The sequence below is a fragment of the Aminobacter sp. Y103A genome (genome assembly GCF_030294925.1).
Taxonomy (GTDB): Bacteria; Pseudomonadota; Alphaproteobacteria; order Rhizobiales; family Rhizobiaceae; genus Aminobacter; species Aminobacter ciceronei.
The window spans coordinates 306,406-326,481 of record NZ_AP017986.1 but is presented as its reverse complement, the minus strand read 5'-3'; the positions used below and the strand labels follow the sequence as shown (position 1 = coordinate 326,481).

Here is a 20,076-nt window from a genome sequence, read left to right as displayed (position 1 = left end):
AGACCATGCCTGCATCCATCTCGCGCAACCGTCACTACGGCAGGCTCGCCGCCATTGCCGCGACGACCGCGCTGACCGCCGCGATCTTCGTGCTGCCGGCCAAGGCCGCAACCGACGCCAAGGCCGTTCTCACCACCTATTCCAACATTGCGCTTGCCAAATACGAAGACTCGCTGACATCAGCCAAGGCACTCGACACAGCCATCGAAGCGCTGATCGCCAAGCCGTCGGACGAGACGCTGAAGGCAGCGCGCGAAGCCTGGAAGGCTGCCCGCATCCCCTACCAGCAGACGGAAGTCTACCGCTTCGGCAACGCGATCGTCGACGACTGGGAAGGCCGCGTCAACGCATGGCCGCTGGATGAAGGCCTGATCGACTATGTCGACAAGGGCTATGGCACCGAGTCCGACGAGAACTCGCTCTACACCGCCAACGTCATCGCCAACCCGTCGATCGAGATCAACGGCCAGAAGGTCGATGCCTCCAAGATCACGCCCGAGTTGCTGGCCGGCACGCTGCAGGAAGCCGGTGGCATCGAGGCCAACGTCGCCAGCGGCTATCATGCCATCGAGTTCCTGCTCTGGGGCCAGGATTTGAACGGCACCGGACCCGGCGCCGGCAACCGTCCCTACACCGACTATGACACCGCCAATTGCACCGGCGGTAACTGCGACCGCCGCGGCCAGTATCTGAACGCCGCTTCCGACCTGCTCGTCGCCGATCTCGAGGAGATGGTCGGCAACTGGAAGGCCGACGGCGCGGCCCGCAAGGCGCTTCTCGACGGCGACGCCAAGGCTGGCATTTCGACCATCCTGACCGGCATGGGCTCGTTGTCCTACGGCGAATTGGCCGGCGAACGCATGAAGCTCGGCCTTTTGCTCCACGATCCGGAAGAGGAGCATGACTGCTTCTCCGACAACACCCATATCTCGCATCTCTATGACGCCGTCGGCATCCGCAACGCCTATCACGGCAGCTACAAGCGCATCGACGGCTCGACCGTCGAGGGCCCGTCGGTCTCCGACATGGTCAAGGAAGCGGACGCAGGGCTCGACACCGAGCTCAGCGGCAAGCTCGACACCACGGTCGCCAAGATGGAAGCGATCCAGGCCCGCGCCGTCGGCGGCGAGGCCTATGACCAGCAGATCGGCGAAGGCAACACCGAAGGCAACGCCACGGTGCAGGCGGCCATCGACGCGCTGGTCGACCAGACCAAGTCGATCGAGCGCGCGGTTGCCGCGCTCAAGCTCGACGCCATCGCATTCGAAGGTTCGGACAGCCTGGATTCGCCTGACAAGGTCTTCCAGTGAGGGCTTGCCGCGCCTAAGTTTCTCTAGCCAAACGGCGCGCCAAAGGGAGCGCGCCGTCAGCCACGGTCGTTCGAAACCATGCTTATCTGCCATTGCAATCTGATTACCCAAAAGGAGATCGAAGACACAATCGTCGAGCTTTTGGATCGGGACCCGTGGACACTGATCGTGCCCGCGAAGGTCTATCATACGCTGCAGAAGCGCGGACGTTGTTGCGGCTGCTTCCCAAATGTGGTCGAAACGATAATTCGGATTACCGAAGCTTATCATGCTCGTTCGGAATCGGGCGAGGTGGATGTCGTTTCACACCTGGACCGCGTCAGAGAGTTGCGCGTTCAATTTGGGAGCAAGGCAAATGAAGGGCGAAAAACAGGTCATCGAGCGGCTTAACGAGGCGCTTTTCCTCGAGCTCGGCGCCGTCAACCAGTATTGGGTGCATTACCGCCTGCTTGAAGACTGGGGTTACGGCAAGCTCGCCAAGAAGGAGCGTGAGGAATCGATCGAGGAGATGCACCACGCCGACAAGCTGATCGCGCGCATCATCTTCCTCGAAGGTCATCCCAACCTGCAGTCCATCTCGCCGCTGCGTATCGGCCAGAACCTCAAGGAAGTGCTCGAGAGCGATCTCGCCGGAGAGTATGACGCCCGCACTTCCTACAAAAAATCCCGGGATATCTGCTCGCAGCATGGCGACTACGTATCGATGAAGCTCTTCGAGGAACTGCTCGCCGATGAGGAAGGTCACATCGACTTCCTCGAGACGCAGTTGCAGTTGCTCGCCGAGATCGGCGACGAGAAGTACGGCCAGCTCAACGCCGAACCAGCTGACAAGGCCGAATAGGACATGCCGGAATGCGGCGCACTTTTCTGACCACGCGCCGCGCACGTACCGGCAAGTTTCCCGACGACAAGATAAAACGACAGCGGAGCGCGACAGCGCTTCGCCTCCTGCTGTTGGCCGGCCTGATAGCGGCCCTGCCGGCAACGGTCGTGATTTCAGGCGAAGCGGTCCCCGCCGGCCTGGCCACCGAACGCACCGACCTCGATCCCAAGGACAAGGCGCGCGTCGACAACATCGTCCGGCCGACCACCGACTTCAGCAAACCCGAACAGTTCGAGCGCATGCAGGGCGGAGCCGGTACTTCGGAAAAGCGCGTCAACCAGGATGCGTTCTCGCAATCCTCGGCCAACATCACCTTCGAGGAAGAAGGCACCTTCAAGCTCGGCAACGGCATGTTCCGCAAGCTATGGGTGTCGTCGCCGTCGTCGACCCAGGCCTCCGACGGGCTGGGGCCGCTGTTCAACGCCCGCGCCTGCCAGAGCTGCCACCTCAAGGACGGCCGCGGCCATCCGCCGGAAGGCAATTCCGACGCCACCTCAATGTTCCTGAGGCTCGCCCGCACGGCAGAAACGGCAGAAGAAAAAGCCGCGATCGTCGAGCGCAAGGTGCTGAACTTCCCCGATCCCACCTATGGCGGCCAGTTCCAGGATCTTGCCGTGCCCGGCCTCAAGAGCGAAGGCCGGATGGTGATTTCCTACCAGCAGTTTCCGGTCCAGCTTTCCGACACCATGACGACGCTGCGCTGGCCGATCTATTCGGTGACCGACCTCGGCTATGGTGCGATGGACCCGAAGACGACATTGTCGCCACGCATCACGCCGCCGATGATCGGCCTGGGCCTCGTCGAGCAGATCCATCCCGCCGACATCCTTGCCAATGCCGATCCCGACGACAAGGACGGCGACGGCATTTCGGGCAAGGCCTCCATCGTGCGCGACCACAAATCAGGCGAGCTGACGCTCGGCCGCTTCGGCTGGAAGGCGTCGGCGCCGTCGATCCGCCAGCAATCGGCCGATGCCTTTGCCGGCGACATCGGCATCTCGACGCCCGACGTGCCCAGGCACTGGGGCGACTGCACCGACGCCCAGACGGCGTGTCTCGAGAAGCCCAATGGCGTGCAGGAGCGGCTCGGCAGCAGCGAAGCCCCCGACCCGATCATGGATCTGGTCACCTTCTATTCGCAGAACCTGGCCGTCCCGGCTCGGCGCGACATCGACGACCGCCAAGTGCTGCGCGGCAAGCAGATGTTCTACGAGGCCGGCTGCGCGTCCTGCCACATGCCGAAATTCGTCACGCGCCGCGATGCGCCCAACAAGGCGCAGAAATTCCAGCTGATCTGGCCCTATTCCGACTTCCTGCTGCACGACATGGGCGACGAACTCGGCGACGGCCAGCAGGTCGGCGACGCCAGCGGCAACGAATGGCGCACGCCGCCGCTGTGGGGCATCGGCCTGACCAAGACGGTCAACGGCCATACCTTCTTCCTGCACGATGGTCGGGCCCGCAATCTGGCCGAGGCGATCCTTTGGCATGGTGGCGAAGGCCAGAAGTCACGAGACCACTTTGCCGCGCTGCCGCCGCAGGACCGCGATGCGTTGATCAAGTTCCTGGAGTCGCTGTGATGGCTGGACGTCCCCTGGCTGCTGTCCTCGCTTTTTGCCTGTTCGTGCCGTCGACCGCCGCTTACGCCAGCGAGGCGTCGGCCAAGGTGATCACTGACGCCATCGACGGTTTCATCCGCCCGGCCTATGGCCGGCTGGTCGGCACGACTGCCGATCTCAGTAAGTCTATGGTTACGCTTTGTGCAAAACCGTCTTCCGACACGCTTGCTGCAGCGCGCGCGGCATTCGCCAGAACCACGGCGACCTGGTCGGAGATCGAGATCATCCGCTTCGGACCAATCACCGAGCAGAACCGGCTGGAGCGCCTGCTGTTCTGGCCAGACCGCAAGGGAACCGGGCTGAAGCAGGTGCAGTCGGCCCTTGCCGACAAGGATGCCACCGCCACCGACGCAGCCACTCTCGGCCAGAAGAGCGTTGCCATGCAGGGGCTCGGCGCGTTGGAATTCGTGCTGTTCGGCACCGCCGCCGATGAGCTTTCCGGCACCTCGGCCGCCTATCGCTGCGCCTATGGCCAGGCGATATCAGGCAACATCGGGGCCATTGCCGCCGAGGTCGACGCCGCATGGCGCGACGACAAGGGTTTTGCCAGCCAGTGGAAGAACCCGGGTGCTGCCAATCCGCTCTACCGCGACGACAACGAAGCGCTGACCGAACTGCTCGAAGTCTATGTCAACGGGCTCGAGCTGGTGCGCGACGTGCGCCTCAATGGCTTTTTCGGCAAGAATGCGGCGTCCGACAAGCCGAAGCAGGCGCTTTATTGGCGCTCTCAAGGCACGGGCGCCTCGCTTGCCGGCAACATCGCGGGCATGGAAGCGCTTTTCGCCGCTTCGAAATTCGGCGAGCTGGTGCCGGCCGACGAGCGCTGGGTTGCCGAGTCGATCGGCTTCGAATTCACCAATGCACAGGCAGCGGCGGCTGCGGTCACCGGCCCGATCGATGCGGCCCTTGCCGACCCCGCCATACGCGAGAAGCTCGGCTATTTCGCGCTGGTGACGTCGAGCCTGTCGGAGCAGTTCGGCACCAGGCTTTCCGGGGCCCTCGGACTGACTGCCGGTTTCTCGTCGCTCGACGGCGACTGAGGAGCCAGGACAATGCGCACACCGCTGTTCGACCGTCGCGATTTCCTCAAGGCAGCTGGAGCAGGCTTCGTGCTTTCGCTCAGCCCCGCCAGGCGCGCACTGGCACTCGAAACCGACGCAATGTTCGCCACAGCTTACCAGGCCAGGACCGGCGAGTATGGCGTGGCGATCCTGTCGGAGGCCGGCAAGTTCCTGCACAGCGTCACCCTGCCAGAGCGCGGACACGACGTGACATTCGATCCCGTCTCGTGCAAGTCGGTGGTGTTTGCGCGCCAGCCCGGCACCTTCATGCTGGTGTTCGACCACACCGGCAAAGACGCGCCGCTGACCATCCCGAGCATCGCCGGCCGCCACTATTACGGCCATGGCGTATTCTCGCCCGATGGCGCGCTGCTCTACGTCACCGAAAACGACTTCGACAACGCCGCCGGCATGGTCGGCGTCTATGACGCGCGCGACGGCTTCCGCCGCCTCAGCGAATTCCCGACCCATGGCGTCGGCCCGCATGAGTTGATCCTGCTTGGCGACGGGCGCACGCTCGCCATCTGCAATGGCGGCATCGAGACCCATCCGGATTTCGGCCGCGCCAAGCTCAACATTCCAACCATGAAGCCGTCCTTCGTGCTTGTCGACCGCGTCTCGGGCGATCTGATCGAGAAACACGAACTGCCGGAAAAGCTTCACCAACTGTCGATCCGGCATATGGACATCGACGCCCACGGCACCGTCTGGTTCGGCTGCCAGCACGAGGGGCCGGCAACGGAAAAGCCACTTCTGATCGGCCAAGCCGCGCGCGGCAAGGAGCTGGAAATGCTTGACATGCCCGAGGACATCCTCGGCGGTTTCCGCAACTATATCGGCTCGGTCGCGGCCAATCGCGACGCCGGGCTGATCGCCGTCTCTTCGCCGCAAGGCAACGCCTGGGCAATGATCGAGGCCAAGACGGGCAAGGTCGTGGCCAATGCCGATCTGGTCGAGGTTTGCGGGTTGGCGCCGGACCGCGATGGTTTCCTCGCCACCACGGGCGCCGGCCTTGTCGTCGATCCCGACGGCAAAAAGACCGACGATCCCGAGCATGTCTGGGACAACCACATGCTGCGGATCGATCCGCGAAATACGTAAGTCTTTACTTTCCTATATCATGCCGGATACGTCGGAGAAGGCGACGGCCTTGCGCAACACGGCAAGGAAGCGTTCGCCGGCGATTTCAGCCGGGCCGCTGTTGTCGATCACCACATGGCCGGGACCACTGAGATCATGCGGAGCGGTACGCGCCAGTCTCGCCAGCACCTCGCCGCGCGATTCACGGCCGCGCGCGGCAAGCCGGGTGGCCAGGATTTCGGGTGCTGCGGTGATTTCGACCACGGCGACATTGGCGTAGCGCTGGCGTAGCGCCGGGATGACCCCGCGCGAGGTGTTGGCAACGACGACGTGGCCGACCGAAATGGCATCGTCGACGGAAGCTGGAATGCCGTAGCGCAAACCATGCGCCTCCCAGGACAGCGCAAAGGCGCCCGATGCGTCCGCCTCGATGAAGGCGGCGTCGGCCAGCGTGTCGTGATCCTCGGTCGCACCGTCGCTGTGGCGGGTGATGACGCGGCGGGCGAACTCGACATGGTCGTCGTCGGTCAGGCGCTCTCGGACATAGGCAATCAGCGTGTCCTTGCCGGCACCGCTGGGTCCGACGACGGCGACGAAGACGCCGTAGCGGACAGGAGAGCCAACGCGGGTCAGTTCACGCTCGATCAATGCTGAAACCATCATGCGACGTCATTTCCTCCATGTCCGCGCATCGGCCCGAAAATCGCTCTCGATTTTCGGAAAGCACGATGCGCCACTTTAAGCCTTGGAGCGTCCTTTGTGCGTCCACCCGGACGCACGGCGCTCTAGTGCCCCCGCCCTGGCGGCGCCGGCCCTTTTCAGCAAGCTCGGCGCATTGAACATCTCCAGTGCCGACCTGTCACGCCCCATGGCTTGGACCACGGGCAGGCAGCGGCACTGCGATGCCATTAGGCGATTTACATGACGGAATGACGAAACGAGCTGCAGGGCGGCAAATCCGCCCCTCCCACCCTTCTTCAGGCGACCTTGTCGCGGACCTGATAGTCCTTGATCGCGGCGAAGCGGATCATCTTCCAGCGCTCGGCCTCGTAATTGAGCGAGAATTCGTGCTGAGCGAGGAACACCGGGTCGTTATCGAGATCGCGCGCGATGTCGCCGCGATGGCTTTCGATGAAGCGGTGCAGGTCGGCCTTGTCGTCGGCATCAATCCAGCGGCAGACAGAGAAGCGCGCCATCTCGAAATCGACCGGCAGGGTATATTCCACCGACAGGCGCTCCTTGAGCACGTCGATCTGCAGCGCACCGACGACGCCGACGATGGCAGGCGAGCCGTCCTCGGGCTGGAACAGCTGGACGACGCCTTCCTCGGCCATCTGGTGCAGCGCTTCCTTCAGCTTCTTGGCCTTCATCGCATCGCCGAGGCGGACGCGGCGCAGGATTTCGGGCGCAAAGTTGGGAACGCCGCGGAACAGGATGTCCTCGCCCTCGGTCAGCGTGTCGCCGATGCGCAACGTGCCGTGGTTTGGGATGCCGACGACGTCGCCGGCATAAGCCTCGTCGGCGGTGATGCGCGAACGGGCGAAGAAGAACTGCGGCGCTGACAGGCTCATCTGCTTGCCGGTGCGGACCAGCTTGGCCTTCATGCCGCGCTTGAGCTCGCCGGAGCAGACACGCACGAAGGCGATACGGTCGCGGTGGTTCGGGTCCATATTGGCCTGGATCTTGAAGACGAAGGACGTCATCTTCTCTTCCGTCGCCTCGACCTTGCGCGTGTCGGCCTCCTGAGCCCGAGGCGCGGGGCCGAAGTCGCCAAGCGCCTCGATCAGGTCACGGACGCCGAAATTGCGCAGTGCCGAACCGAAATAGACCGGCGTCAGATGGCCTTCGCGGAACGCCTGCAGGTCGAACGGGCGGCAGGCCTCGCGGGCAAGCTCCAGTTCCTCGATAAACGCCGGGCGCTCATTGTCCGGCAACAGGCCGGCGGCGCGGTTGGAATCGGGACCATGCACCGGCGTGCGCTCGGCCTCGGCGTCGCCACGGCGCACCGCGTTCTGGGCGAGGTGATAGGTGCCGGAGAAGGTCTTGCCCTGACCGATCGGCCAGGTGATCGGGGCGGTGTCGAGCGCCAGCTTCTCTTCGATCTCGTCGAGAATCTCGAAGGTGTTGCGCGCCTCGCGGTCCATCTTGTTGACGAAGGTGATGATCGGGATGTCGCGCAGGCGGCAGACCTCGAACAGCTTCAGCGTGCGCGGCTCGATACCCTTGGCCGCGTCGATGACCATGACAGCACTGTCGACCGCAGACAACGTTCTATAGGTATCGTCGGCGAAGTCCTCGTGGCCGGGCGTGTCGAGCAGGTTGAAGACGTTGTCGCCATATTCGAAGGTCATCACCGAGGTGACGACCGAAATGCCGCGCTCGCGCTCGATCTTCATCCAGTCGGAGCGCGTCTGGATCTTGTCCTTCTTGGCCTTGACCTCGCCGGCGAGCTGGATCGCGCCGCCGAACAACAGCAGCTTTTCGGTCAGCGTCGTCTTGCCGGCGTCAGGGTGGGCGATGATCGCGAACGTACGGCGGCGCGCCACCGCCTTTTCGATGTCTTCAGCCATCGGGGATTCCTTGTGATGGCGGGCTTCTAACAGCCGAGGCCGTGCCTGTCGAGGAATTGGAGCAATGCAGGATGTTCAGGTCCTCCCTCCTCAAATGGGGGGGAGGTGCGACGTCAACGTCTGGCCTCTACCCCTTCAGCTCGAAGCCGCCCTCGGCCACCGTCTCGCCATTGACGATCAGCTCGATCAAGTGATGGCCGGGATAGTGCTTGCGTGTGGTGAAGTCGCGCACCGCCTGGCTGATCGAGAGTTCCTTCTGGCTGCCCGGCGCAAGGTTGATCTCCTTGAGCTTGAACACTTTCTTCGAGCTGCCGCCGCTTTTCTTGACGTAGTGCACGGCATAGTCGACCACCAGCTGCTGCGCCGTCTCGGCGGTCGAGGCGATGTTGGCCTTGAGCGTGATGCGGCCGCCGAGCAGGATCGCCGCCGGCTGGACCGCGAAGGTGTCGACACGCACCAGCGGCTTGCCCGTCGTGCCGATCGCGCCAAGTGCGCGGGGATCGCCCTTCTTGATCATCGTCCGCAGCGCGTGCTTGACGATCCAGGCAGTGTTCCTGTCGTCCATGTCCCATGCCGAGATGCGGTCGATCACCCGGTCGGGATGGTCCTTGGAAATGTCGTTGAGGTGGTTGGCCACGGATTTGCGCACATAGAGGCTGGGATCGCTGTGCAGCGTCTCGAGGATGGGTGCCGTCGGCGACGGATCCTTGATCAGCTGCTTGAGCTGGAACGACCACGGTAGCCGCGGGCGCGATCCCTCGCTGGCCAGGCGGCGCACATGCTCGTTGTCGTCGAGTGCCCAGCGGCGCATCACCTTCAGCGTGCCATCGAAATCCATGGCCAGGAAATGCCGGATGGCGAATTCGGCCGAACCAAAGCGGGTGAAATAGTGCAGTGCCTGCATCGACAGGTCGACATGGCCCTTGCCGTAAAGCGCGACATATTCCGACAGAACGATCGAGGCGAAGCTGTGCTGGATGCGCGGCGCCAGCTCGTAAAGCACATCGACGCCACGCTCGAAGCTGCCCGGCAGGGCGCCGTGCAGGCTGGTCGCGGTCTGTCGCAGCCGCTGCATGATGCCGAGATCGTCGAGATTGGCGGTCGCCAACGCCATGAACTTTTCCGCATCGAAAGCAGCCGAGATGGCCGCCGTCTCGGTGGCAATGTGGCGAAGGCGGTCGCGATCGAAGATTTCCTTGAGTGCCGGGGCGGCTAGCGTCTGGTCTTCCGTCATCTGTTTCCGTCCTGCATGGCCCCCCGCGCCGGCCCTTGGGCGTCCATTCGGACGAAGGGCTCGTTGCGCAGTTACGAATCGGACTTCGAAACTACAATCCCTCTCCTGCCAAGGCACTGTCAGGAGACACTCGACGGCGGCACTTTCGTCGTCGCAAACCGCCGTTGACGTTCCTGCCGGACGGGCGGAAAATATTCTCAACGCGCGGGACACATCGCGCCTTTGCAGGAGGTCGACATGACCATCCACCAGGAAGTGCATCTCAAGGGCTCACCCAGAAACATCTATGAACTGCTGCTCGATTCCGCCCGCTTTCAGGCCATGACGGGTGGCCGGGCGGCCCATATCTCGCCCCATGAGGGCGGCGAAGTCTCGATGTTCGGCGGCGATATCGAGGCGCGCAATGTCGAACTGGTGCCCAACCGCCGCATCGTCCAGGCTTGGCGCTCCCGCGTCTGGCCCGAAGGCACCTATTCGATCGTGCGCTTCGAACTGCAGGCCGACGGCACCGGCACGAGACTGACCTTCGACCAGGCCGGTTACCCACGCTCGGCGCATGCAGCGCTCGATGAAGGTTGGGCGAAGATGTACTGGGAGCCGATGAACCGCGCCCTGACGCATCATTGACGGCAGCGCGGCTAACGCCTTTCAGGCGTCTGCGGCCTGGCGCGCCAGCGCGACATAGTGAGTGACATGCCGATCCTCGATGTCCGACACCGAGAAGAGCTTGATGTGGCGTCGCAGTTTGCCTTGCCCCAGAAGCACGCCGTGCGTGTCCGGCAAAGCCGCACCTTGGCTGAGTTCCAGCGTAACATGACCGGCATATGAGAAGACGCCGCAAAACGGCGTACGCGCCGAAAACAGGATGCCGCCGTATTTGACCTCCTCGGAGATGGACGGACCGGCCTGCAGCACGATCTCGCGCAGCCGCGACACAATAGCGAAGTGATCTGCCCGCTGATCCTGCAGCTCGTCCAGGAAGGCTAGAACGCGATCACAGGTCATGGTCAATCCGTGGCGCATAGAACTGCCTGAACTCGTGGGATGGTTCGCGGTTGGAGTAGATGTAGAGCGTGATGCCGTTGGGGTCCCGGATCGCAAAGCCGCGATCGCCCCAGGGATGGTCTTCGATCGGCATGACAGGCACCAGCCCCACGGCTGTCATTGCGCGATGCTCGTCATCGACGTCGTCGACGCAGAAATTGTAAGTCAGGCCCGCCGTGTCGCATGTGGGTTGTTCTCCCTGCGGCTCCATGAATTGCAGCGAAAGCCCTGTCTCAAATTCAAGGCTGACATACCAGCCGCAATCGAAGACAGGATGCACGCCAAAATGCCTGATGTAGAAGTCGCGTGTCTCGACGACGCGTTTGGTCGTGATGCAGAGAGATGCAGTTGTCGGGCGCATTGTGCAAGCTCGCGGTGAGTTGACTGGCGAGATCTGCTGTCTTCGAGGCTTCGCCAAACGCAGCGGTAACAAGCCAAGGCTGGCAGCAGAAATCCCTTCGGATGTCCCTGGAAAATACACTTCGGCCCGCTTCGATCTTGAACAAATCGGACAGCGGCCGGTCAAACTGACACTTGGGACAGCCGCGCAGACATTGGGCAAAGCGCAAGTGCCGACGCATTGGTCTGGACACGTCTACGCGTAGGCGTCGATCTCGTTCCGCCTAAACGTCGCCTGCAGGCCGCCGGTTTCAGCCGGCCAGTGCGAGTTGCGCCAATGCCGGCTGGAACGGGCGGACGGTCATTTCATCAGGCGTCATGGCGACAAAACTCGACGGCGGCACCGCCTGCCAGCTCTGTCCTTCGCGGTCGAAGGGTTCGGAGACGATACAGCGACCGGTTTCGCCGTCGCGGGTGTAGAGCGTCGGCGCATGTCCGTCGGTGGCAAAGCGCACGGCAAACAGGCTTGTGCCGTCACTGAAAGCGGCAGTCAGCTTCAGCTGCGGATCAATGCCGGCGCCATGTGCGGCAGCAACCACACGGCCGGTGGCACGGGTGACCGCGCCCTGCGGATCAGCGTCGAGCCCCTCTTCCAGCATCAGCATGAAAAACAGCTCGGAATCGGTCGTGCCCTGGCGCTGCTCGTAGAGATCGTCGTTGATGCTGGCCTCGAGCCGGCGCCGGATCTTCTCGAAGCCCGAGATCTGGCCGTTGTGCATGAAGCTCCAGCGTCCCGAAATGAAGGGGTGGCAGTTGGCGCGGCTGGTGGCGCCGCCGGTCGATGCCCGGACATGGGCGAGAAACAGGCCCGACTTGATCTGCCGGCACAGGCTTTTCAGATTGGGGTCCGACCAGGCCGGCAGGATGTCGCGATAGAGGCCCGGCTCCGGCCTGTCGCCATACCAGGCAAGCCCGAAACCGTCGCCATTGGTCGGCGACTTGGCCTCCTGCGCGCAATGACTCTGTGCGATCAGCGAATGGCACGGCGCCGTCACGATGTCTTCGAGGAAGACCTCTTCACCGATATAGGCAGCCCACCGGCACATGCGCTTCAACGTCCCCGATTGTGTGTCCGCTCGTACAGCCGGCGGATGATCGTGCTGGCAGTAGATTCGAACAGGAAGGGTAACAAAGCGTGAATGAGTGCCGCGCCCGCTGCCAGGAACAGCTGACCGGCGAACCAGCCGGCAAAACGCATGTGCTCGAAATAGCTCTCGTCGACCGCCTCGGGGTGAGCCGTGAACAGCTTTGCGATGCGTGCGGACATGAGAACCTCCCTGGCTGACATGAGTATCGTCGCACGGGAGAGAGGTTCATCGGTCCCAATCTGTCCTTGCCATTCACCAAGTTTTGGGACATTTATCCCAAGATGTCTGGAGAACTCGATACGATTGATCGAAGAATACTCGCCGAACTGCAGCGCGACGGCACGCTTTCGGTCGACCAGCTGTCCGAGCGCGTCGGCCTGTCGCGCAATGCCTGCTGGCGCCGTGTCAAAAGGCTCGACGATGAGCGCTTCATCACCGGCCGGGTGGCGCTCGTCGACGCCGACAAGCTCGGCCTTGGCCTTTCCGTGTTCATCCTGGTGCGGACGTCGAGCCACGACCCCGAATGGCTGGCCAGGTTCCGCGCCGGCGTGACATCGTTTCCCGAGATCACCGGCGTCTATCGCATGTCGGGTGATCTCGACTATGTCTTGCGTGCCCGCGTCGCCGATGTGAAAGCGTATGACCGTCTCTACCAGCGCCTCATCGCCAAGGTGCCGCTGTCGGATGTCTCGGCCTCCTTCGTCATGGAGGAGATCCGCGAAACAACAGTGGTGCCGGTGGAAATTCGCTGAGTGCGACCTCTTGTGAATTGACCTCTTCTGGACGCTGTCCCATAGGATCGCCGCCATGACATCGACCGCCGCAACCTCTTCCGCCCCCGTCATCGGGATCGTCCGCTTGCCGCATTCGGGCGAGCTGCCCCTGCCGTCCTACGAAACGTCGGGTGCCGCCGGCATGGACCTGCGCGCCGCGGTGCCGGATGACCGGCCGCTTTTGATCCTGCCCGGCAAGCGCGCTTTGGTGCCGACCGGCCTGATCTTCGAAATACCGGAAGGTTTCGAAGGTCAAATTCGCCCGCGCTCCGGCCTTGCCTTCAAGCACGGCATCACTTGCCTCAACACGCCGGGTACCATCGACAGCGACTATCGCGGCGAGGTCAAGGTGCTGTTGATCAACCATGGCGACGAAGACTTCTATGTCGAGCGCGGCATGCGCCTCGCCCAGATCGTCATCGCATCGGTGACCCGCGCCGGGGTCGAGGAGCGCACGCTTGCCGGCGACACGTCGCGCGGCGCCGGCGGCTTCGGCTCCACGGGCACCGCGTGAACAAGCCGAATCTCGTCATCTTCGACTGCGACGGCGTGCTGGTCGACACAGAGCCGCTGGCCAACCAGCGGCTCGCGGCCTGGCTGACCGAGGCGGGTTATCCCGTCAGCTACGCAGACTGCCGCCGCCAGTTCGTCGGCCGCAGCCTGGTGTCGGTGCAGAAGGAAGTCGAGGCGACGGGCGTCAGCCTTGGGCCTGACTTCGTCGAGCGCTGGTACCGCGAGCTGCCGGAACTGTTTGCGTCAGGCGTCCAGGCGATCCCGCACGTCGAGACCTTCGTCAGCGCCGTGCAGACGGCCGGCATCGCCTATTGCGTGGCGTCGTCGGCACGGGTCAACAAGATGCATATGACGCTCGGCCAGACCGGGCTGCTGCCCTATTTCCACGACGTGCTGTTCTCGGCCACCATGGTCGAGCGCGGCAAGCCGTTTCCGGACCTGTTCCTGCACGCCGCTGGCACGATGGGCTTTGCCCCAGCCGACTGTATCGTCATCGAGGACAGCGTCGCCGGCGCCCAGGCTGGGCGTGCCGCCGGCATGCGGGTGTTCGGCTATCACCGCGACCCGCACTCCGACTGCGATGGCCTCAAGGCGGCGGGCGCCGTGCTGTTCGACGACATGCGCAAACTGGCAGGACTGATCCCGATCGCCTGAAACAGGGTTTGAGCCCTCCGGCGCGCCGGTCTAATATTGCCCGTCGGTTCGGATCGAGGGCGATGACATGGACAAGGGCGCGGTCTTCCGGAAACTTCACAAGGCGCCGGGCGCCTTCATCATTCCCAATCCGTGGGACATCGGCACATCAAAGCTTCTGGCTTCCTTCGGTTTCGAAGCGCTGGCGACGACCAGCGCCGGCTATGCCTTCTCGCGCGGGCGGCCCGACGGTGATGTCGGCTTCGAGGAGATGATCCACCACTGCCGCGATCTGGCGCACGCCACCGGGCTGCCTGTTTCGGCCGACCTCGAGAAGGGCAAGGGCGACAGCCCCGAAAGCTCAGGCGAAACCGTCTTTGCCGCCGAGGCAGCAGGCCTTGCCGGTTGCTCGCTCGAGGACCACACCGGCGAGCCTGACCGGCCGATCTACGATTTTTCGCATGCCGTCGAGCGCGTCACTGCGGCAGCCGAGGCTGCGCGGGCGCTGAAGGGTGACTTCGTCCTGACGGCGCGGTCGGAAAACTTCCTCTGGAACCGCCCCGATCTCGACGACACCATCAAGCGGCTGCAGGCCTTCGAGAAGGCCGGGGCCGACGTGCTTTATGCCCCCGGGATATCAGACATCGAAATGATCCGGACGCTGTGCAGCTCTGTCACGAAACCGGTCAACGTTCTGGCAGTGCCGGGCTTCTCGGTCGCGGTGCTGGCCGAGGCGGGCGCCAAGCGCATCTCGCTCGGCTCGAAGCTGACCGCCTACGCCTTCGGCATGATGGAGCGGGCGTCGCGCGAGATGCTGGGCCAGGGCACGTTCGAATTCTCCCGCGACGGCATCGCCTATGCCAAGCTGCAGGCGATGTTCGGCCGCGAGAGCTGAACGCTCGTCATGCCCGCGCCATTTCTGGCCGGCGTTCGGCGGCCGACACGCTCTTGTGCAGATGCACCATCATCGCCGCGGCGAAGAGCGGGGTGAGAAGGTTGAGGATCGGCACGGCGAGGAAGGCTGCGATGACAAGGCCGGCCATGAACACCGTGCCGGCATTGCGGCGGCGCAAATCCTTGGCGTCCTCTTCCGAGCGGAACCGCATGGCGGCGAACTCGAAGAACTCGCGACCGAGCAGGTAGCCGTTGACCAGGAAGAAGGCGCCGATGTTGACGATGGGGATGAACATCAACAACAGCGCCAGCAGATTGCCGAGGATGACGATGCCGAAGAACTTGATCGCCAGCACGATCGCGCGCAAGGCCGGCACCGGCTGCCCCGGACGTTCGGTGGGATAGTTGGTCTTCTCGACGACCTCGGCGACATCGTCCAGAAACAGGCCCGCGACGATCGCCGTGACCGGCGCGATCAGCAGCGCCAGTCCCAGAGCCAGGCCTATGCCGGCAATGATCGCGGCGATCAGGCCGAGCCAGCCGGTCCAGGCGGGCAGGCCGGGCAGCATGGCGTCGATCCATGGCCAGGCCAGCCAGTCGAACACCTCGCGGATGCCGAACCACAGCGCAACGAGCGTAAGCAGTGTCAGCCCCAGCGTCTTCAAAAACACCGTGCGGAACTCGGCCGAAAAGAGCTGGCCGGCAGCAGTGCGGGCGGCGTCGAGGATCATGTTGGGGTTACGTCTCCCTGTTTCCGCGCTGAGATAAGGTGCCGCGGGGCCGGCCTCAAGCGCCTGCTGCCAATTTGCCGGTAGGCAAACGCGCCGCGAGCCGCTAAACGCAATCCGTTTTGCCGACCCCTCGGCCCCTTTTTACGGCCAAAGCGCCGCGGAGACCCTGATGAGCCAATATGACGTGCTGTGCATCGGCAACGCCATCGTCGACATCATCGCGCAATGCGACGAGGCCTTTCTCACCGACAACGGCATCATCAAGGGGGCGATGAACCTGATCGACGCCGAGCGCGCCGAACTGCTCTATTCCCGCATGGGCCCGGCGATCGAGGCCTCGGGCGGCTCGGCCGGCAACACCGCTGCCGGCATCGCCAGCTTCGGCGGCCGTTCGGCCTATTTCGGCAAGGTTTCCCGCGACCATCTCGGCGAGGTCTTCACCCACGACATCCGCGCCCAGGGCGTCGCCTTCGACACAACGCCGCTTGAAGGAGGGCCCCTCGACGGCACGCCGCCGACGGCGCGCTCGATGATCCTCGTCACCCCAGACGGTGAGCGTTCGATGAACACCTATCTCGGCGCCTGCGTCGAGCTCGGGCCAGACGACGTCGAGGCGGACAAGGCAAGCGGTGCCAAGGTCACCTATTTCGAAGGCTACCTGTGGGACCCGCCGCTGGCCAAGGAAGCGATCCGCATGACGGCAGCACATGCGCATGCCGCCGGCCGCGAAGTGTCGATGACGCTGTCAGATTCGTTCTGCGTCGACCGCTACCGCGCCGAGTTCCTCGAACTGATGCGTTCGGGCACCGTCGACATCGTTTTTGCCAACAGCCACGAGATCAAGTCGCTCTATGAGACGTCGTCGTTCGACGAGGCACTGTCGCTGATCCGCAAGGACTGCAAGATCGCCGCTGTCACCCGCTCCGAGAAGGGCTCGGTCATCGTGCGCGGCGACGAGACCGTGGTCATCCACGCGACCAAAATCCGCGAACTGGTCGACACGACAGGCGCCGGCGACCTCTATGCCGCCGGATTCCTCTATGGCTACACGCAAGGGCGCTCGCTCAAGGATTGCGGCGATCTAGGCTCGCTCGCCGCCGGCCTTGTCATCCAGCAGATCGGACCTCGGCCAAGGCAGAACTTGAAGCACGAGGCCGAGCAGGCCGGGTTGCTCTGAGCTCTTCCTTCGCCCCGTCTACGGGGAGAAGGTGCCCCGCCCCTCGACAGGCACGGGAGGCGGATGAGGGGCGGCGCCAACGTTACCCGACCTCATTCCGTCCCACCCCCCCCTCTAGCCTGCCGGCCATCTCCCCCTCAGGTGGGGAGATCACGCCGTCACCACGACCTTCGCCAATAGTCACCATTGCAGGATATGCGCTGCGCCGAAGCTGCCAATCTCCCCACCTGAGGGGGAGATGTCCGGCAGGCCAGAGAGGGGCGCGAAGGATCGCGACCTTGCCGAGTTTCTTCATCGCCACGCTCGCCTTCGCGCCTGGCCATTGTCAAAGAACACTTCAGTCTGGGAAAAGAATCCGGGAAGCGGGGCGCGGAGCCGAGGCCTTCTGATCTAGATTGTGGCGCGAACCCGCGCTCCGCCGGCGATCTCTGTCTCCGCCCGTTCCGCTTCCGGAGCATGGGCATTTCCCCCTGCCCCACTAGCGCATCGTCCAGCGCACCCGCCCGGTGGGGAACTCTCGGACGGAACCTCCCCGGGCAACAGGCTACGTCAGCCTATTGCCGGAGGCGCCGGCTGCTCCTCGCATGTCACCATCGCGACCGGCGTTCCGCGGGAGGAACTGCAGGGGATTGTACGGGATGTTTTGGAGGCGGGGAGAAACGGGAGCGGCTATCCACGCGTATTGCTGACAGATGATGCAAGACGGCTGACCTCCGGCTACGGCAACAATCCTGCTCCAAGTTAGCACAATGGATGCATGTCATTTCCTGCGATGCAGCCTCACAGCTTAAAAGCGCGGTATAAGCCGGCGGACAATCGAATTTCACCCTCCGTAGTACACGGCAGTAACCCCATTGACAGAGAGTCTGCTTAAACTGTCTATGGCTGCATGCCTACGGGGTCCACGACCCTGCAACGGCCTGGCAAACGACAGGCAAGTCAGGAATGCGCCCTTACAAATCCGGAAGCCGCAACTCAACAGGACGAAATAACAAGGTGGCGAAAAGATGATACAACTATTCAGCGCTTCACGAGATGGCGTGATCAAAAGCTCTGTTGCCCTAGGGCAAACGACCTACAGTTATGCACTAGAAAATTTGTTTCCTCTTCTAAATCGCTTTGAACAACAAAGAAAAATTCAAGGGAAGAAATTCTACGCACGTTTAAAGAAAGATATCGCACGCGGGTGTATTATGCCGCCTATCACTTTAGCATTTGTAAACAAACAAGAATCAAATAACCTCTCCATTAATTCTTTGCAATCCTTTGTTAACAACAATATCCAAAATGGATACATACTCGATGGTATGCAGCGGCTGAATACCCTTCACGACGCATCCAGCGATCAGCTTTTCGACGCCACTCGACCGCTACACTTAAATGTAATCATTGCTGAGCGCTACGACCTTCTTCTGTATCGAATGATTACATTAAACAACGGCCAGAAGCCGATGACCGCGCGCCATCAAATTGAGATGCTCACGAAAGGACTTCTCGACACCGAACAACTGACCATTCAGGTCGTGTCGGAGAAGGAAACCGAGAATACAAAGAAGCCGGGCGCATTTCGACAAAGCGATGTTGCAGAGGCCTACACAGCATTCCTAACCGATAGCGTGAACAATCAGAACTCCAGAATCATTGAGTCGAAACTCGATGAAATTCTCGTAGGCAAGGTGATGGAGTCAAACCTCTCCGAAGCCGAGATCGGATTCGATGAAGTTTTAAGCATCGTGGATCACCTCTCTGCAGATCCGTTCGCACGAGATTGGCTTCGTCTTGGCAACAATCTCATCGGACTCGCGGTTGGAGCCAAGAAGAGCTTTCAGACACTTAAAGCTCTAGACCCCACAGAATTTGCGAAATCGGTTGCCACATTCGAAGAATCTTTTAAAGCAATCGACATATCGAAGGTAAATGTTGGGAAATATCGACGCGAGCTTTCCAGGCTTTTTATCGAAAAGATTGAAGTCTTTAAAAATATCAGTGTCGAAGACCTTACCGAAGAGTTTTTTAACGCCACTCTCGTGGATTAAATATGGCGGTCAACTTCACTCTCAAAGAGCCAATTTCAAAAAACAAGGTTCCGAGTAGGCCGTTTGGCCTGTACGACGACGGAGCCCCAATACACGAAATACTTAGAATACTTGTCGGATCGGTCGACGTTTTTAACAAAAAAACCGGCCGGATTACGAAGCTAAGGAAAGATCAATTACGAGTATTTTCAAAATCCCTTATCTCTCCAGAACATATAGTTAAAAAGATATTTGACTCTTCAATTTCCATTGGAGAGTATGGCGAGTTTCTTTCAAGAACAAAATCTAGAAACGAGGCTTTCTACTGCACCCTACGCCAGGATATCATACTATGCATAGTTAGTAAGGAAGCCGGGAGAAACACCGAAGCTTTTTTGTATCTGTATCGGATACTGGAATTTATATCTGTTACATTTCCATTACTTTACGCAACAATTCAAACTGACTTTCGAAAATCTCATGCCTTTCTTCAATCCCTGCTAAAAAACGATAGAGACGGAGACCTTAAAGCATTCGAACGATTTATCCCGACACTTTCGCAGAACGGGAATCTCAACCGCCTAACTTTTGACTTTTCTGTAGCAGGCAAGAGCGAGGACTTCGTTTCTGCGCTGAAAATTCAACTAGACAAAAGCGTTCGCGGCAGCGTCCGAGGCTTCGAGTTTGACGATTCCGGGGATATTCTATTCCGCGTGCCCTTCAATTCTGTTCATTCTCTTTTGGTTAATGTTAGGAACAGGATGTTTCACAACAGGGTTGGTGAAGAAAATATTGACCTGGGTCAAATTGGAGGATCAGAAGATGTTTGTGAAATCATTATGAATGAATGTATGTATTGGATATCATTGATTTATACTGAGATCGTGCGAGTTCTCGTTCGTGGAGAAATTTAGCGCGCCTTGCTTCCCAGTCTGCCGAATACCCTTGGGAACTTAAATTACCACGGAAACGCCAGTTCGGCACCAGCCATTCGAAAGTCGAGTAGTAGGCTTCGTTGCCGGTAGAAACCACTCCTCACCCCCCCAAGGAGG

The 20,076-nt window shown here is 61.5% G+C and carries 22 protein-coding genes; 14 read left to right on the top strand and 8 right to left on the bottom strand.

Features of this window, described 5'->3' with window-relative positions; translation table 11 throughout:
* Positions 1-5: 5 nt before the first annotated feature.
* The 6 genes from Amn_RS01550 to Amn_RS01525 all read left to right on the top strand — a co-directional run bounded on the left by Amn_RS01550 (position 6) and on the right by Amn_RS01525 (position 5,974).
* Positions 6-1,310, top strand: a complete 1,305-nt coding sequence (locus Amn_RS01550; protein WP_286294368.1) for an imelysin family protein — start codon at positions 6-8, stop codon at positions 1,308-1,310.
* 78 nt (positions 1,311-1,388) lie between these two features.
* On the top strand, positions 1,389-1,700 hold the full coding sequence (locus Amn_RS01545; protein ID WP_083948303.1) for a bacterioferritin-associated ferredoxin: 312 nt from the start codon (positions 1,389-1,391) through the stop codon (positions 1,698-1,700).
* The gene (gene bfr, locus Amn_RS01540; protein ID WP_154385891.1) at positions 1,666-2,151 is read left to right on the top strand and encodes a bacterioferritin; all 486 of its coding nucleotides are present in this window, start codon (positions 1,666-1,668) and stop codon (positions 2,149-2,151) included. The genes Amn_RS01545 and bfr overlap by 35 nt, the downstream gene beginning before the upstream one ends.
* Positions 2,152-2,162: 11 nt before the next feature.
* Positions 2,163-3,773 carry a di-heme oxidoreductase family protein gene (locus Amn_RS01535; protein ID WP_083948305.1) on the top strand — a complete coding sequence of 537 codons (1,611 nt, stop codon included), beginning with the start codon at positions 2,163-2,165 and terminating at the stop codon, positions 3,771-3,773.
* Positions 3,773-4,852: an imelysin family protein gene (locus Amn_RS01530; protein WP_286294367.1), complete on the top strand. Its 1,080-nt coding sequence runs from the start codon at positions 3,773-3,775 to the stop codon at positions 4,850-4,852. Before Amn_RS01535 ends, Amn_RS01530 begins: the two co-directional genes overlap by 1 nt.
* 12 nt (positions 4,853-4,864) lie before the next feature.
* A complete protein-coding gene (locus Amn_RS01525) occupies positions 4,865-5,974 on the top strand; it encodes a DUF1513 domain-containing protein (RefSeq protein WP_286294366.1) in 1,110 nt (369 codons plus the stop codon).
* A 12-nt stretch (positions 5,975-5,986) separates the two neighbouring features.
* Here the strand turns inward: Amn_RS01525 and phnN are convergent, their stop codons facing one another.
* The 3 genes from phnN to Amn_RS01510 form a co-directional block, all read right to left on the bottom strand.
* Positions 5,987-6,616: a phosphonate metabolism protein/1,5-bisphosphokinase (PRPP-forming) PhnN gene (gene phnN / locus Amn_RS01520; RefSeq protein WP_067955327.1), complete on the bottom strand. Its 630-nt coding sequence runs from the start codon at positions 6,614-6,616 to the stop codon at positions 5,987-5,989.
* 314 nt (positions 6,617-6,930) lie between these two features.
* Positions 6,931-8,523, bottom strand: coding sequence for a peptide chain release factor 3 (locus Amn_RS01515; protein ID WP_067955329.1), 1,593 nt, complete (start codon positions 8,521-8,523; stop codon positions 6,931-6,933).
* 127 nt (positions 8,524-8,650) lie between these two features.
* Positions 8,651-9,757 carry a DNA alkylation repair protein gene (locus tag Amn_RS01510; RefSeq protein ID WP_286294365.1) on the bottom strand — a complete coding sequence of 369 codons (1,107 nt, stop codon included), beginning with the start codon at positions 9,755-9,757 and terminating at the stop codon, positions 8,651-8,653.
* A 237-nt stretch (positions 9,758-9,994) separates the two neighbouring features.
* On the opposite strand from Amn_RS01510, the gene Amn_RS01505 reads away from it, so the two are divergent.
* On the top strand, positions 9,995-10,384 hold the full coding sequence (locus tag Amn_RS01505) for an SRPBCC domain-containing protein (RefSeq protein WP_067955332.1): 390 nt from the start codon (positions 9,995-9,997) through the stop codon (positions 10,382-10,384).
* Between the two features lie 21 nt (positions 10,385-10,405).
* Here the strand turns inward: Amn_RS01505 and Amn_RS01500 are convergent, their stop codons facing one another.
* The 4 genes from Amn_RS01500 to Amn_RS01485 all read right to left on the bottom strand — a co-directional run bounded on the left by Amn_RS01500 (position 10,406) and on the right by Amn_RS01485 (position 12,467).
* A complete protein-coding gene (locus Amn_RS01500) occupies positions 10,406-10,762 on the bottom strand; it encodes a DUF1801 domain-containing protein (protein WP_067955333.1) in 357 nt (118 codons plus the stop codon).
* Entirely contained in the window at positions 10,752-11,162 is a 411-nt protein-coding gene (locus Amn_RS01495) for a VOC family protein (protein WP_286294362.1), read from the bottom strand. Before Amn_RS01495 ends, Amn_RS01500 begins: the two co-directional genes overlap by 11 nt.
* A gap of 289 nt (positions 11,163-11,451) precedes the next feature.
* Complete coding sequence (locus Amn_RS01490) at positions 11,452-12,246, bottom strand: class II glutamine amidotransferase (RefSeq protein WP_154385886.1); 795 nt, start codon at positions 12,244-12,246, stop codon at positions 11,452-11,454.
* A 5-nt stretch (positions 12,247-12,251) separates the two neighbouring features.
* The gene (locus tag Amn_RS01485) at positions 12,252-12,467 is read right to left on the bottom strand and encodes a DUF6356 family protein (RefSeq protein ID WP_067965826.1); all 216 of its coding nucleotides are present in this window, start codon (positions 12,465-12,467) and stop codon (positions 12,252-12,254) included.
* A 102-nt stretch (positions 12,468-12,569) separates the two neighbouring features.
* Between Amn_RS01485 and Amn_RS01480 the strand changes: the two genes are divergently transcribed.
* The 4 genes from Amn_RS01480 to Amn_RS01465 all read left to right on the top strand — a co-directional run bounded on the left by Amn_RS01480 (position 12,570) and on the right by Amn_RS01465 (position 15,102).
* The gene (locus Amn_RS01480; protein ID WP_067965828.1) at positions 12,570-13,040 is read left to right on the top strand and encodes an Lrp/AsnC family transcriptional regulator; all 471 of its coding nucleotides are present in this window, start codon (positions 12,570-12,572) and stop codon (positions 13,038-13,040) included.
* Between the two features lie 55 nt (positions 13,041-13,095).
* On the top strand, positions 13,096-13,575 hold the full coding sequence (dut, locus tag Amn_RS01475; protein WP_286294358.1) for a dUTP diphosphatase: 480 nt from the start codon (positions 13,096-13,098) through the stop codon (positions 13,573-13,575).
* Positions 13,572-14,228 (top strand): HAD family hydrolase, encoded by a 657-nt coding sequence (locus Amn_RS01470; RefSeq protein ID WP_286294357.1) that lies wholly within the window; start codon positions 13,572-13,574, stop codon positions 14,226-14,228. Before dut ends, Amn_RS01470 begins: the two co-directional genes overlap by 4 nt.
* A 67-nt stretch (positions 14,229-14,295) precedes the next feature.
* Complete coding sequence (locus Amn_RS01465; RefSeq protein WP_154385880.1) at positions 14,296-15,102, top strand: isocitrate lyase/PEP mutase family protein; 807 nt, start codon at positions 14,296-14,298, stop codon at positions 15,100-15,102.
* Positions 15,103-15,109: 7 nt separating this feature from the next.
* Here Amn_RS01465 and Amn_RS01460 read toward each other — a convergent pair whose 3' ends face one another.
* Positions 15,110-15,832, bottom strand: coding sequence for a sulfate transporter family protein (locus Amn_RS01460; protein WP_286294355.1), 723 nt, complete (start codon positions 15,830-15,832; stop codon positions 15,110-15,112).
* A 169-nt stretch (positions 15,833-16,001) separates the two neighbouring features.
* On the opposite strand from Amn_RS01460, the gene Amn_RS01455 reads away from it, so the two are divergent.
* The 3 genes from Amn_RS01455 to Amn_RS01445 all read left to right on the top strand — a co-directional run bounded on the left by Amn_RS01455 (position 16,002) and on the right by Amn_RS01445 (position 19,938).
* A complete protein-coding gene (locus Amn_RS01455; RefSeq protein WP_286294354.1) occupies positions 16,002-17,009 on the top strand; it encodes an adenosine kinase in 1,008 nt (335 codons plus the stop codon).
* A gap of 1,007 nt (positions 17,010-18,016) precedes the next feature.
* A complete protein-coding gene (locus tag Amn_RS01450) occupies positions 18,017-19,045 on the top strand; it encodes a hypothetical protein (RefSeq protein ID WP_286294353.1) in 1,029 nt (342 codons plus the stop codon).
* 2 nt (positions 19,046-19,047) lie between these two features.
* Positions 19,048-19,938: a hypothetical protein gene (locus Amn_RS01445; RefSeq protein ID WP_286294351.1), complete on the top strand. Its 891-nt coding sequence runs from the start codon at positions 19,048-19,050 to the stop codon at positions 19,936-19,938.
* Positions 19,939-20,076: the final 138 nt, after the last annotated feature.